At 56.6% G+C, this 12,296-nt stretch carries 11 protein-coding genes; 10 read left to right on the top strand and 1 reads right to left on the bottom strand.

The window, feature by feature from the left end; genetic code table 11:
- The first annotated feature begins 97 nt into the window (after nucleotides 1-97).
- From cmk to F3I47_RS04320, 10 genes are all read left to right on the top strand, one after another.
- Nucleotides 98-793 (top strand): (d)CMP kinase, encoded by a 696-nt coding sequence (gene cmk, locus F3I47_RS04365; RefSeq protein WP_150029726.1) that lies wholly within the window; start codon nucleotides 98-100, stop codon nucleotides 791-793.
- A 99-nt stretch (nucleotides 794-892) separates the two neighbouring features.
- Nucleotides 893-2,566: a 30S ribosomal protein S1 gene (gene rpsA, locus F3I47_RS04360; protein WP_009091109.1), complete on the top strand. Its 1,674-nt coding sequence runs from the start codon at nucleotides 893-895 to the stop codon at nucleotides 2,564-2,566.
- An 82-nt stretch (nucleotides 2,567-2,648) separates the two neighbouring features.
- Nucleotides 2,649-2,933 carry an integration host factor subunit beta gene (gene ihfB, locus F3I47_RS04355; protein WP_003849360.1) on the top strand — a complete coding sequence of 95 codons (285 nt, stop codon included), beginning with the start codon at nucleotides 2,649-2,651 and terminating at the stop codon, nucleotides 2,931-2,933.
- A 204-nt stretch (nucleotides 2,934-3,137) separates the two neighbouring features.
- Nucleotides 3,138-5,393, top strand: a complete 2,256-nt coding sequence (locus F3I47_RS04350; protein ID WP_190311347.1) for a DNA internalization-related competence protein ComEC/Rec2 — start codon at nucleotides 3,138-3,140, stop codon at nucleotides 5,391-5,393.
- Nucleotides 5,394-5,427: 34 nt separating this feature from the next.
- Nucleotides 5,428-7,176 carry a lipid A ABC transporter ATP-binding protein/permease MsbA gene (gene msbA / locus F3I47_RS04345; RefSeq protein WP_046101523.1) on the top strand — a complete coding sequence of 583 codons (1,749 nt, stop codon included), beginning with the start codon at nucleotides 5,428-5,430 and terminating at the stop codon, nucleotides 7,174-7,176.
- Nucleotides 7,173-8,159, top strand: coding sequence for a tetraacyldisaccharide 4'-kinase (lpxK, locus tag F3I47_RS04340; protein WP_150029724.1), 987 nt, complete (start codon nucleotides 7,173-7,175; stop codon nucleotides 8,157-8,159). The genes msbA and lpxK overlap by 4 nt, the downstream gene beginning before the upstream one ends.
- A 41-nt stretch (nucleotides 8,160-8,200) precedes the next feature.
- Nucleotides 8,201-9,415 (top strand): winged helix-turn-helix domain-containing protein, encoded by a 1,215-nt coding sequence (locus F3I47_RS04335; protein ID WP_150029723.1) that lies wholly within the window; start codon nucleotides 8,201-8,203, stop codon nucleotides 9,413-9,415.
- Between the two features lie 104 nt (nucleotides 9,416-9,519).
- Nucleotides 9,520-9,702, top strand: coding sequence for a Trm112 family protein (locus F3I47_RS04330; RefSeq protein ID WP_009091101.1), 183 nt, complete (start codon nucleotides 9,520-9,522; stop codon nucleotides 9,700-9,702).
- On the top strand, nucleotides 9,699-10,448 hold the full coding sequence (gene kdsB, locus F3I47_RS04325) for a 3-deoxy-manno-octulosonate cytidylyltransferase (protein ID WP_150029722.1): 750 nt from the start codon (nucleotides 9,699-9,701) through the stop codon (nucleotides 10,446-10,448). Before F3I47_RS04330 ends, kdsB begins: the two co-directional genes overlap by 4 nt.
- 111 nt (nucleotides 10,449-10,559) lie before the next feature.
- Nucleotides 10,560-11,453 carry a hypothetical protein gene (locus F3I47_RS04320; protein ID WP_009091097.1) on the top strand — a complete coding sequence of 298 codons (894 nt, stop codon included), beginning with the start codon at nucleotides 10,560-10,562 and terminating at the stop codon, nucleotides 11,451-11,453.
- Here the strand turns inward: F3I47_RS04320 and elyC are convergent.
- The gene (elyC, locus tag F3I47_RS04315; protein ID WP_058957451.1) at nucleotides 11,433-12,218 is read right to left on the bottom strand and encodes an envelope biogenesis factor ElyC; all 786 of its coding nucleotides are present in this window, start codon (nucleotides 12,216-12,218) and stop codon (nucleotides 11,433-11,435) included. The two genes, F3I47_RS04320 and elyC, sit on opposite strands and share 21 nt — an antisense overlap.
- Nucleotides 12,219-12,296 lie beyond the last annotated feature (78 nt).

Raw genomic sequence — 12,296 nt, 5'->3', positions numbered from 1 at the left:
AGTGCGAAAGGGTAACCAAGCACGGCTATGCAGCGTATAATGCTAACCATAAAGGGTGGCCGACAGGCCATGAAGCACGCAGCAACAGGAGGGAATAATGACAGTAACTGCCCCGGTCATAACTATCGATGGGCCAAGTGGCGCGGGGAAAGGAACCCTGTGCAAAGCCATGGCAGAATCGCTGCAGTGGCATCTGCTGGACTCCGGTGCTATTTATCGCGTGCTGGCGTTAGCCGCATTGCATCATCAGGTGGATATCGATTCGGAAGAGGCGTTAGTGCCGATTGCTGCACACCTTGATGTGCGCTTTGTCTCTCAAAAGGGTGAAATGCAGGTCATACTGGAAGGGGAGGATGTCACCGGAGAGATCCGTACGCAGGAGGTGAGCAACACCGCTTCCCGTGTCGCTGCCTTTCCCCGGGTGCGCGAAGCACTATTGCGCCGCCAGCGTGGTTTCCGCGAGATGCCGGGTCTGATTGCGGATGGCCGGGACATGGGCACCGTGGTTTTTCCTGATGCGCCAGTGAAAATTTTCCTGGATGCCGGCCCGGAAGAGCGCGCCCGGCGCCGTATGCTACAGTTGCAGGAAAAGGGCTTTAATGTTAACTTTGACCGCCTTTTAGCCGAGATAAAAGAGCGCGACGACCGCGATCGTAACCGCGCAATTGCGCCTCTGGTCGCCGCTGGCGATGCACTGGTATTAGACTCGACTGAGATGTCTATCGACCAGGTCATTGAAAAAGCGCTACACTATGCCCGCGAAAAGCTGGGCATCCCGGCTAAACTGAATTAATAACCCTGTACCACGGATCCGGTGCAGGGCATGTGAAACAACCCCATCCGACATGAAGTCAGATGGACGTTAAATTGAAGAATCCTGAAGATTATCAATATGACTGAATCTTTTGCTCAACTATTTGAAGAATCCTTAAAAACAATCGAAACCCGCCCGGGTTCTATCGTTCGTGGCATCGTCGTTTCTATCGACAAAGATGTCGTTCTGGTTGATGCGGGTCTGAAATCTGAATCTGCAATCCCTGCAGAGCAGTTCAAGAACGCAGCCGGCGAACTGGAAATCCAGGTTGGCGACGAAGTTGATGTTGCTCTGGATGCAGTGGAAGACGGCTTCGGTGAAACCCTGCTGTCCCGTGAGAAAGCTAAGCGCCATGAAGCATGGATCACGCTGGAGAAAGCTTACGAAGACGCTGAAACTGTTACCGGTGTTATCAACGGCAAAGTTAAAGGCGGCTTCACAGTTGAGCTGAACGGTATTCGTGCGTTCCTGCCAGGTTCACTGGTTGATGTGCGTCCGGTGCGCGATACGCTGCACCTGGAAGGCAAAGAGCTTGAGTTCAAAGTAATCAAGCTGGATCAGAAACGCAACAACGTCGTGGTTTCACGTCGTGCCGTTATCGAATCTGAAAACAGCGCAGAGCGCGATCAGCTGCTGGAAAACCTGCAGGAAGGCATGGAAGTTAAAGGTATCGTTAAGAACCTCACTGACTACGGTGCATTCGTTGATCTGGGCGGCGTTGACGGCCTGCTGCACATCACTGATATGGCGTGGAAGCGCGTTAAGCATCCAAGCGAAATCGTTAACGTTGGCGACGAAATCACCGTTAAGGTGCTGAAGTTCGACCGCGAGCGTACCCGTGTTTCTCTGGGTCTGAAGCAGCTGGGCGAAGATCCATGGGTTGCTATCGCGAAACGCTATCCGGAAGGCACCCGCCTGACCGGTCGTGTGACCAACCTGACTGACTACGGCTGCTTCGTGGAAATCGAAGAAGGCGTTGAAGGTCTGGTACACGTTTCTGAAATGGACTGGACCAACAAAAACATCCATCCGTCTAAAGTTGTTAACGTAGGCGATGTGGTTGAAGTTATGGTTCTGGACATCGACGAAGAGCGTCGTCGTATCTCCCTGGGTCTGAAGCAGTGTAAATCTAACCCATGGCAGCTGTTCGCTGAGACGCACAACAAAGGCGATCGTGTTGAAGGTAAAATCAAGTCAATCACTGACTTCGGTATCTTCATCGGCCTGGACGGCGGCATCGACGGTCTGGTTCACCTGTCTGACATCTCCTGGAACGCGACTGGCGAAGAAGCCGTTCGTGAGTACAAAAAAGGCGACGAAATCGCTGCCGTTGTACTGCAGGTTGATGCAGAGCGCGAGCGTATCTCTCTGGGCGTTAAACAGCTGGCAGAAGATCCGTTCAACAACTACATCACTCTGAACAAGAAAGGTGCGATCGTCACCGGTAAAGTGACTGCAGTTGATGCTAAAGGTGCTACAGTTGAATTAGCAGACGGCGTTGAGGGTTACCTGCGCGCTTCTGAAGCTTCACTGGACCGCATTGAAGACGCCACTCTGGTTCTGAACGTTGGCGACGACGTTGAAGCTAAGTTCACCGGCGTTGATCGTAAAAACCGTGTCGTAAGCCTGTCTGTCCGTGCGAAAGACCAGGCTGATGAGAAAGAAGCTATCAACACTGTTAACACCAAACAGGAAGAAGGCAACTTCTCTAACGCGATGGCTGAAGCGTTCAAAGCGGCTAAAGGCGAGTAATCGACCTGAAGCACCGGGTGGGCAACCACCCGGTTTCGGTAAAAGCTGTCATACTTTCCCTAAGGGATAAACCGGAGGTTACATGACCAAGTCAGAACTGATTGAAAGACTGGCGGGACAGCATACTCATATACCGGCGAAAGTCGTTGAGGATGCAGTAAAAGAGATGCTCGAGCACATGGCCACGACGCTGGCACAGGGTGAGCGCATCGAAATCCGGGGATTCGGCAGCTTTTCTTTGCACTATCGCGCTCCGCGCACCGGGCGTAACCCGAAAACGGGTGACAAAGTGGATCTGGAAGGTAAATACGTTCCCCACTTTAAGCCAGGTAAAGAGCTGCGCGATCGCGCAAATATTTACGGCTAAGCCGATACCGAACCCGATAAACGACATCTCCGGATGTCGTTTTTTTTTGCCCGCTATCCTGTCTGCGATCGGCTATCCACGCTGTTCTCATCTGACGCTATCCATCGCAAGTTCTTTGCGAGCCCGCTCGGGCCAGCGCAATTATTCCCTGTTACTTTCTCCTGAGGGGTTCAGACTTACCGAACTGACCCGATGGATATGATTATGCTGACATGGACTGTTCTGGCGCGACTGACGATTGTGGCCACACTGCCGCTACTGCTGATGGCCCGGCTGCCTTCAGGCCAGATGATACTGATGTTCCTTCTTACCGGTCTGGTGCTGCTGCATTCTCCTTATCAGCCTGTTCGTCTGATCGGTATCACGCTGCTGCTTCTGAGCTGGGCGTGCTACGACGCCCGTCTGATGGTGCGGGACATTGAACATTTCTCTGCACGTACCAGGAGCTACACGATTCAGATCGCTGAACTGCGCCAGGCGCGCAGGCAAATCCAGGTTCGCCTGCTGGAAGAAGAGGGCAGAAGGATATTTCCGCCGCGCTTCGCCTGGATCTATTTCGATGCTGACTCAGCGCTCTACTGTCCCGGACAGCGCTGGACGATGCAACTGCGTCTGCGACCGGTCCATGCCCGTCTCAACGAAGGCGATTTTGATGCCCAGCGTTTCGCACTCGCTAACAATACGCCGCTACAGGGTCGGATCCTGAAGCAGGTCGCAATTGATGAGCGCTGTGACGCGCGCTGGCGGTTTATTCTGGGGCATCGGGAGAGCACCCGCGGCCTCGCTTCACGGGCGACGCTGGAAGCGCTGGCGTTTGGCGTTCGTGATGAGATGAGCCAGCAGACGCGTCAGCTTCTGCGTGAGACGGGCACTGCGCACCTGATGGCGATCTCCGGTATGCACATCGCCTTAGCGGCCAGCACCGGCTGGCTGATTGCGCGCGGCGTGCAGTTCTTTTTGCCAGCCCGCTATGTCGGCTATCTTTTTCCTCTCATCGTGAGCTGGCTGTTCGCCGCACTCTATACCTGGCTTTCAGGCGCGCAGCCGCCCGCAGAGCGTTCGTTGCTTGCCCTGACGCTATGGGGAATAACCCGGACTGCCGGTATTCAGCTGAACAGCTGGCAGGTCTGGACATTCTGTATTGCACTGCTGCTGGTGGCAGACCCCTTAACCGTACTTTCTGACAGCTTCTGGCTCTCGGTACTGGCTGTCGGCATGCTGCTGGTCTGGTATCACTGGTTTCCCTTGCCTGCCGCGCTTCGGCATCAACGACGCTGGCTGCCACTTCAGCTGCTGCATCTGCAGGCGGGCATGATGATTTTAATGGTACCGCTGCAGGTGGCGATTTTTAACGGCATCAGCCTGACGGCCCTGATGGCAAATTTCGTCGCGATTCCGGTTGTCTCATTCATTACCATGCCCCTGATGACGCTCGCCATGCTGTTGCCGGTCACACAGCTCTCCGGCTTCTTCTGGATCGCGGCCGATCTTTCCCTGCGAGCGCTGTTTTACTGCCTGAAGCAGCTGCCGTCGGGCTGGTATCCACTGAGTGGCACAACCTGGTTTACGGTCATGGTCTGGGGCGGCCTGATCCTCTGGCGCGCGCAGCTCTTTTTCGCTTTTCCTGTGAGCAGCAGCGCGATAGCCCTGGCGATGATACTCAGTCGCCAGCCCAACCAGGAACGGGGCTGGCGTATCGATATGCTGGATATCGGACACGGACTGAGCCTTGTGATCAGCCAGGGCGACGAGGCGGTGATCTATGACACAGGGCCACGCTGGCAGAACGACAATGCAGGCAGTCGGGTGATTATTCCGTGGCTGGAGCGCAGGCAGCTGCGCCTGAAGCAGGTGATCCTCAGCCATAAACATCTTGATCATACCGGCGGGCTGGATGCGATCAGAAAGCGCTGGCCCGCAGCGGAAATCAGAAGTGCGCTGGCGGACAGGACGCACTTACCCTGTGTACGTGGCACGCAGTGGCGCTGGCGACAGCTCACTTTTCGGGTCATCTGGCCGCTGACGGCCCCTTTACCCGGTGGAAATAACGACTCCTGCGTGATGATTGTTGATGATGGTCAGGTGCGGCTGATGTTAACCGGCGATATTGAAGCCAGGGCGGAGCGTCAGCTGGTGGCCCTGGAAAAGGAGGGATTGAAAGTCGATATCCTGCAGGTGCCGCACCACGGCAGTCGCACTTCGTCCACCTCACTGCTGCTGCGCAAAGCGGCAGGCCACACCGCCATCGCCTCTCTGGCGCGCTACAATGCATGGCGTATGCCTGCAAAACGGGTCGTGGAAGCTTATCACGCCGCCGGTTTTCACTGGCTGGATACCGGGCAGTCAGGGCAAATCAGCATCAGGATAGAGCAGGGCAGCGTGCAGGTTTTCAGCCTGCGGGATCAATTAATGCCCCGTTGGTATCATCAGTGGTTTGGCGTCAAACGTGATTCCAGGTAGAATGGCCGGCTATTTCCAACAGCGTGAATAAATAATGCATCAAGATAAAGATCTCTCTACGTGGCAGACGTTCCGCCGACTCTGGCCGATGATCGCGCCAAATAAAGCGGGATTAATTGTGGCCTCTGTCGCCCTGATTATTAATGCTGCGGGCGACGCCTTAATGCTCTCCCTGTTGAAACCGTTACTGGATGATGGTTTTGGTAAAGCCGACCGGTCAGTGATGCTGTGGATGCCGTTGGTGGTGATCGGCCTGATGCTGGTACGTGGCGTAACCAGCTATATCTCCAGCTACTGCATCTCCTGGGTCTCCGGCAATGTCGTGATGAATATTCGCCGTCGCCTGTTCAGCCATATGATGGGCATGCCGGTTTCATTTTTTGACCAGCAGTCGACCGGCACCCTGCTGTCGCGTATCACTTATGACTCTGAACAGGTCGCCTCATCCTCTTCCGGTGCGCTGGTCACCGTGGTGCGTGAAGGGGCATCGATTATTGGCCTGTTCATCATGATGTTCTACTACAGCTGGCAGCTGTCGTTAATCCTGATCGTGCTGGCACCTATCGTCTCCTTTGCCATCCGCACCGTTTCTAAGCGCTTCCGTTCAATCAGCAAAAGTATGCAGAACACCATGGGGCAGGTGACCACCAGCGCCGAGCAGATGCTGAAAGGACATAAAGAGGTACTGATTTTTGGCGGTCAGGAAATTGAGTCAGAGCGCTTTAACCGCGTCAGTAACCGTATGCGTCAGCAGGGAATGAAGCTGGTCTCAGCCTCCTCTATTTCCGATCCGGTGATTCAGCTGATCGCCTCTCTGGCCCTGGCTTTTGTTCTTTACGCCGCCAGTTTCCCGAGCGTCATGGATACCCTGACCGCTGGCACCATCACCGTGGTCTTCTCTTCGATGATTGCTCTGATGCGCCCGCTTAAGTCTCTGACCAACGTCAATGCCCAGTTCCAGCGCGGCATGGCAGCCTGTCAGACCCTGTTCTCCATTCTGGACAGTGAACAGGAAGTGGACAATGGCACCCGCGAAATTACCCGCGCCAAAGGCGATATTGAGTTCCGCGACGTGACCTTTACCTATCCGGGCCGTGAAGTCCCGGCACTGCGCAATATCAATCTGTCGCTGCCCGCCGGAAAAACGGTCGCGCTGGTGGGCCGTTCCGGTTCCGGTAAGTCCACGATGGCGAGCCTGCTGACCCGCTTTTATGACATCCAGCAGGGTGAAATTCTGCTGGACGGTTTTGACCTGCGTGAGTACACCCTGCGTTCGCTGCGTAATCAGGTGGCGCTGGTGTCGCAGAATGTGCATCTCTTCAACGACACGATTGCCAATAACATCGCCTATGCGCGCAGTGAGCAATACAGCCGTGAAGAGATCGAACGGGCAGCGACCATGGCGCACGCCATGGACTTTATCAATAAAATGGATAAAGGCCTGGATACGGTCATTGGTGAGAATGGCGTGCTGCTGTCTGGCGGCCAGCGTCAGCGTATTGCCATCGCCCGTGCCCTGCTGCGCGATTGTCCGATTCTGATCCTTGATGAAGCGACCTCAGCTCTGGATACCGAGTCCGAACGTGCGATTCAGTCAGCCCTGGATGAGTTGCAGAAGAACCGCACCTCGCTGGTGATTGCGCATCGACTCTCCACGATTGAGAAAGCGGATGAGATTGTGGTGATTGAAGATGGTCAGATCGTTGAACGTGGAACGCATCAGGTGCTGCTGGCTGAACGCGGTGCCTATGCCCAGCTGCACAAGATGCAATTCGGCCAATGATTGAACGTATCTGGAGTGGTCGCTCACCGCTGTGGCTTCTGCTCTGGCCATTGAGCCTGCTGTATGGGGCGATTACGGCTCTGATACGTTTCAGTTACCGCCGGGGCTGGCGAAAAAGCTGGCGTGCGCCCTTGCCGGTTGTGGTGGTGGGTAACTTAACCGCTGGCGGCAATGGAAAAACGCCGGTGGTGATCTGGCTGGTTGAGGCGCTGCAGCAGCGCGGGCTGCGTGTGGGGGTCGTCTCCAGGGGATATGGTGGCAAGGCGGATCACTATCCTCTGCGGGTGACCAACCAGACCGGCACCGATCAGGCCGGGGATGAACCGGTCCTGATTGCCCAGCGCACCGGGGCACCGGTCGCGGTCGCCCCCCGACGTCAACAGGCGATTGAGGCGTTACTGCAGCAGGGCCCGCTGGATGTCATTATCACGGATGATGGCCTGCAGCATTACGCTCTGCAGCGCGACCGGGAAATTGTGGTGGTGGATGGCCTGCGTCGCTTCGGTAATGGCTGGTGGTTGCCCGCCGGTCCGATGCGCGAACGAGCCAGTCGTCTGCAGCAGGTTGATGCGGTAATCATCAACGGCGGCGATGCACTGGCTGGCGAGATTGCCATGCATCTCCAGCCTGGCCTGGCCACTAATCTGCTGACCGGCAAAACCTGTCCGTTGCAGCAGCTGGATGCAGTGGTGGCGATGGCCGGTATTGGTCATCCGCCCCGCTTTTTCAACACCCTGAAGCAGCAGGGTATGACGCCGCTGGCAGAAGTCGCCTTTGCCGATCATCACGCCTACAGCGAAGATGAGCTGACCCGCTTACTGCAGCCGGGCCAGCAACTGCTGATGACCGAAAAAGATGCGGTGAAATGCCGCCCGTTTGCCCAGCCGTCGTGGTGGTATCTGCCGGTAGATGCCCGGTTATCCGGCCATGCCGTGACGCCCTTACTGGACGATATCGAACAGCTCTGCCGCCGCACGTCCTGACCCCCCAATGCGCATTCAGGTGAGGCCTGATAAGGAAAAGAATGAACACCACGCATTCACTTTCGTTACAGCAGGCCCGTCACCTTCATCTTGCCGCCCAGGGCCTGCTGCGCGCCCCCGCAAAGCGCGCGGTCTATCAGGATCTGATCGCGTGCATCTCCCGCATGTCGCTGCTGCAGATTGATACGATCCATGTGGTGGCCCGCAGTCCTTATCTGGTGCTTTTCAGCCGTCTTGGTGACTTTCCACAGCGCTGGCTGGAACAGGCGCTGGCTGAGGGTGAGCTGTTTGAATACTGGGCGCACGAAGCCTGCTTTATTCCCCGCGCCGATTACCGGCTTCTGCGTCATCGCATGCTGTCGCCGGAGCGGCTGGGCTGGAAATATAATGCGCAGTGGGTTGCTGAGCATCAGCAGGAGATAGCCGATCTTCTGCAGCAGATCAGGGAGAAGGGGCCGGTACGGGCCGCCGACTTCAGCCATGCTGATAACCCCAAATCGGGATGGTGGGCATGGAAACCGCACAAGCGCCATCTGGAAAATCTCTTCAGCGCCGGTGAACTGATGGTTACCGAACGGCGCAATTTTCAGCGTGTCTATGACCTGCGCAGCCGCGTGATGCCTGACTGGCAGGATGCCATCCATGGTATCAGCGAAGCGGAAGCCATCCACCAGATGTTGCTGAACAGTGCCCGCAGTCTGGGCCTCTTTCGCACTGCCTGGCTGGCCGACTACTACCGACTGAAACGGGCACCACTGAACGCGTTTATCGCTGAGGCGCAGGCAGCCGGAGAACTGGTGGCCGTCAACACGGAAGGGCTGGGGGCGATGTGGCTTCACCGGGACCTGCTGCCGTTACTGGAGACCCCGCTGCAGGCGACGCACAGCGCGCTGTTGTCGCCGTTTGATCCGGTGGTCTGGGATCGCAAACGTGCGCTGGAGCTGTTCAGCTTTGACTATCGTATCGAGTGCTATACCCCGGCGGAAAAGCGGAAATTTGGCTATTTTGTGCTGCCGATACTTCATCGCGGCCAGCTGAAAGGCCGGCTGGATGCCCGCATGCTGCGCAAGGCTAAACAGCTGGAAATTAAAAATATCTGGCTTGAAGATAAGACCCGTGTGACGGCACGCTTTGTCGTGGATATCCGGCGGGCGATCGAACGTTTCGCCGCATGGCAGGGTGCAGAGAGCGTCGTCATCCTCAACATGCCAGAGGCCCTTAGCGATTGCTGGCCTGCGCTGTGGACACTGGCATAATCTCTTTTGCGGCAGCTGCCGCAGAGAACGTTTTACCCCATCCCGCATGAAGCGGGCTATGGTATGCTTTACCCCTTAAGCATTTGCTCCCTGATGGAGGACATATGGATCATCGTTTACTCGAAATCGTTGCCTGCCCGGTCTGTAATGGCAAACTCTACTTTAACAATGCTCAGCAGGAGCTGATCTGCAAACCTGATGGCCTGGCCTTTCCGGTCAGAGAGGGGATTCCGGTACTGCTGGAAACAGAAGCCCGTACGCTCTCTGTTGAAGAGATTCATCCATGAGTTTCACCGCCATCATTCCTGCACGTTATGCGTCAACCCGCTTACCCGGCAAGCCGCTGCTCGATATTCATGGTAAACCGATGGTGGTGCATGTGATGGAGCGCGCCCGCGAGTCGGGTGCCAGCCGGGTCATTGTGGCCACCGATCATCCCGATGTGGCGCAGGCCGTGGAAGCGGCAGGCGGCGAAGTCTGCATGACGCGCGCCGATCACCAGTCCGGCACAGAGCGGCTGGCGGAAGTGATCGAAAAGTATCAGTTTGCCGATGATGAAATCATCGTCAACGTGCAGGGCGACGAACCGATGATTCCGGCAGAGATTGTGCGTCAGGTGGCGAATAATCTGGCAGGGTCGGCAGCGGGCATGGCGACGCTGGCCATACCCATCACGGATGCGGAGGAAGCGTTTAATCCCAATGCGGTGAAAGTAGTCATGGATGCGCAGGGTTACGCACTCTATTTTTCACGGGCGACTATCCCCTGGGATCGTGAACGCTATGCTGCGTCACGCGACCAGATTGGTGACACGCTGCTGCGCCACATTGGTATTTACGCCTATCGTGCCGGTTTTATCCGCCGCTATGTTGCCTGGGCACCTTGTCCGCTGGAGCAGATTGAGCTGCTCGAACAGCTGCGGGTGTTATGGTACGGCGAGAAAATTCATGTTGCTGTTGCGCAAACTATTCCCAGCGTGGGAGTAGACACGCCAGACGATCTGCAACGTGTCCGCGAGGCCATGCAGGCCTGATTATCGGGGAGCCTGTCTCCCCGTTTCCGCACAACCTTATTGATCCGCCACTAAACTTATCGCCAACACTTCCTTCAGGATATTGTGATACTCATCTGAGGAGGATGCCGCATGGAAGAGCTTAAATCGGAACTCACGCTGGCGCTGGGGGAAACGATCAGCCGCCTCGAAATCATCAGCGATCAGCCGCCCACCCGACTTTATGCGCTATACGATCGGGAAGGCCTCCCTATGCCGGTCGTGGCAAAATATTTTCGTCATCAGGGCCGGGCAGCGATAGAAGCGAAAAAGCTGACGTTGCTCGGTCAGGCCGGACGGATTGCGGTGCCAGCCGTGTATGGTCTGGTGATGAGCCAGCGTCCTCCGGTTCATGAAATGCTTCTGCTGGCGCGACTCAATGGCGTGACGGCGGAGGCCCCGGCGCGGGATGCTCAGCGCTGGCAGCAGTTTTGTGAGCAGGTAGTCGAGGGGCTGCTTGCCTGGCATCGGCTCGACAGCCATGGGCTGGTGGGTACGGTGGACAGCACTCAGCAGAATCGCTGGCCCGCCTGGTATGCTCAGCGGGTTGAGGTGCTGTGGGCGACGCTGAATTATCTGCGACCACCGGCTTTGACGCTCGAAGATCGCCAGATTCTGTTTCGCTGCCGGGCGCGACTGGCGCATCTGTTCCGCGGCTTTGACGATCCCTGCGTAATGGTGCATGGCAACGTCCGGCTGCAAAGCATGCTGAAAAACAGCCGCAGCGATCAGCTAATCGCGATGACCCAGCCCGGCCCGCTCCTCTGGGCACCGCGTGAGATTGACCTCATCCATCTGGATGACTCTCCTGCTGAAACCGCGCTGCTGCACAGCTATCTGCAGCGGGCACCGGTTTCAGAGGGCTTTGTCTGGCGTCGTTGGGTTTATCAGGTGTGGGACTGCGTCGACCAGCTGATCCAGACCGGCACCTTTAATCGTCCCCGTTTTGACCATGCCTGCGCGCAGCTACTTCCCTGGCTCGGCTGAGTCCGGTTTCTCGCCTTTCAGCCTCTGTAATAGTGCGCCAAGCGTTTCATACACCGCCCGTTCGCTGTGACTCAGCCAGATCGGGGAGGGTATCGCCCGCTCCCATCCATTCAGCGGTGAGGTAATTGCCAGCTGGTTGGCGGGTGCGGCAATCGGCTGCAATCCGACCGCGTGGAAAAAACGTATTGCCCGCGGCATATGATTCGCGGATGTGACCAGCAGGAATGGATGTTCACCCACCACGCCTTTCACCGCCTGCGCCTCATCCGCCGTATCGCGCGGCTGATCGAGAAGCTGAATATGTGCCGGGGGAACACCCAAACTTTCGGCTACCTGTGCCGCGACCCAGGCGCTGCTCTTCGGATTGGTACCGCCTGCGGCGCCGGTGAAAATCAGGGTCGATTGCGGATTGCGTTGCCACTGGCGCACTCCTTCTGCCACGCGCGGCAGGCTGTTGTTCAGCAGATTTGAGCTCGGCGCCCACGCCGGATTGAACGTGTAGCCTCCGCCCAGCACGACGATGTAATCCACCTCACGGCTGCCGTTCCAGGTCGGATAACGGCTATCCAGCGGCAACAGCAGGCGATCGGCCAGCGGTTGCAGACTCAGAAGCAGCAGTAACAGCCAGCTGACAGAGATCACGGTTTTACCGCTTTTCTGCCAGTCAGTCAGCCAAAGCAGTAAAATGCCCAATGCCATCAGCAAAAGCAGAAACGGCAGGGGTAAAAGCAGCCCGCCAGTCACTTTTTTCAGGGTAAATAACATCAAAAACGCGTCCTGTTGTCCGAAAATAGAGCACCCGGAAGGGAAGATGGGGATGAAAGGTTCATTCTTCTGGTGCCT

It is taken from the genome of Pantoea sp. M_10, assembly GCF_008631515.1.
In the GTDB taxonomy this organism is placed as follows: domain Bacteria; phylum Pseudomonadota; class Gammaproteobacteria; order Enterobacterales; family Enterobacteriaceae; genus Pantoea; species Pantoea anthophila.
This window is presented reverse-complemented; position numbering and strand designations above follow the sequence as displayed.

Excerpts from the sequence above, each read along its gene's own strand:
- cmk (WP_150029726.1), top strand. The coding sequence starts at position 98 with ATGACAGTAACTGCCCCGGTCATAACTATCGATGGGCCAAGTGGCGCG.
- rpsA (WP_009091109.1), top strand. The coding sequence starts at position 893 with ATGACTGAATCTTTTGCTCAACTATTTGAAGAATCCTTAAAAACAATC.
- ihfB (WP_003849360.1), top strand. The coding sequence starts at position 2,649 with ATGACCAAGTCAGAACTGATTGAAAGACTGGCGGGACAGCATACTCAT.
- F3I47_RS04350 (WP_190311347.1), top strand. The coding sequence starts at position 3,138 with ATGCTGACATGGACTGTTCTGGCGCGACTGACGATTGTGGCCACACTG.
- msbA (WP_046101523.1), top strand. The coding sequence starts at position 5,428 with ATGCATCAAGATAAAGATCTCTCTACGTGGCAGACGTTCCGCCGACTC.
- lpxK (WP_150029724.1), top strand. The coding sequence starts at position 7,173 with ATGATTGAACGTATCTGGAGTGGTCGCTCACCGCTGTGGCTTCTGCTC.
- F3I47_RS04335 (WP_150029723.1), top strand. The coding sequence starts at position 8,201 with ATGAACACCACGCATTCACTTTCGTTACAGCAGGCCCGTCACCTTCAT.
- F3I47_RS04330 (WP_009091101.1), top strand. The coding sequence starts at position 9,520 with ATGGATCATCGTTTACTCGAAATCGTTGCCTGCCCGGTCTGTAATGGC.
- kdsB (WP_150029722.1), top strand. The coding sequence starts at position 9,699 with ATGAGTTTCACCGCCATCATTCCTGCACGTTATGCGTCAACCCGCTTA.
- F3I47_RS04320 (WP_009091097.1), top strand. The coding sequence starts at position 10,560 with ATGGAAGAGCTTAAATCGGAACTCACGCTGGCGCTGGGGGAAACGATC.
- elyC (WP_058957451.1), bottom strand. The coding sequence starts at position 12,218 with ATGTTATTTACCCTGAAAAAAGTGACTGGCGGGCTGCTTTTACCCCTG.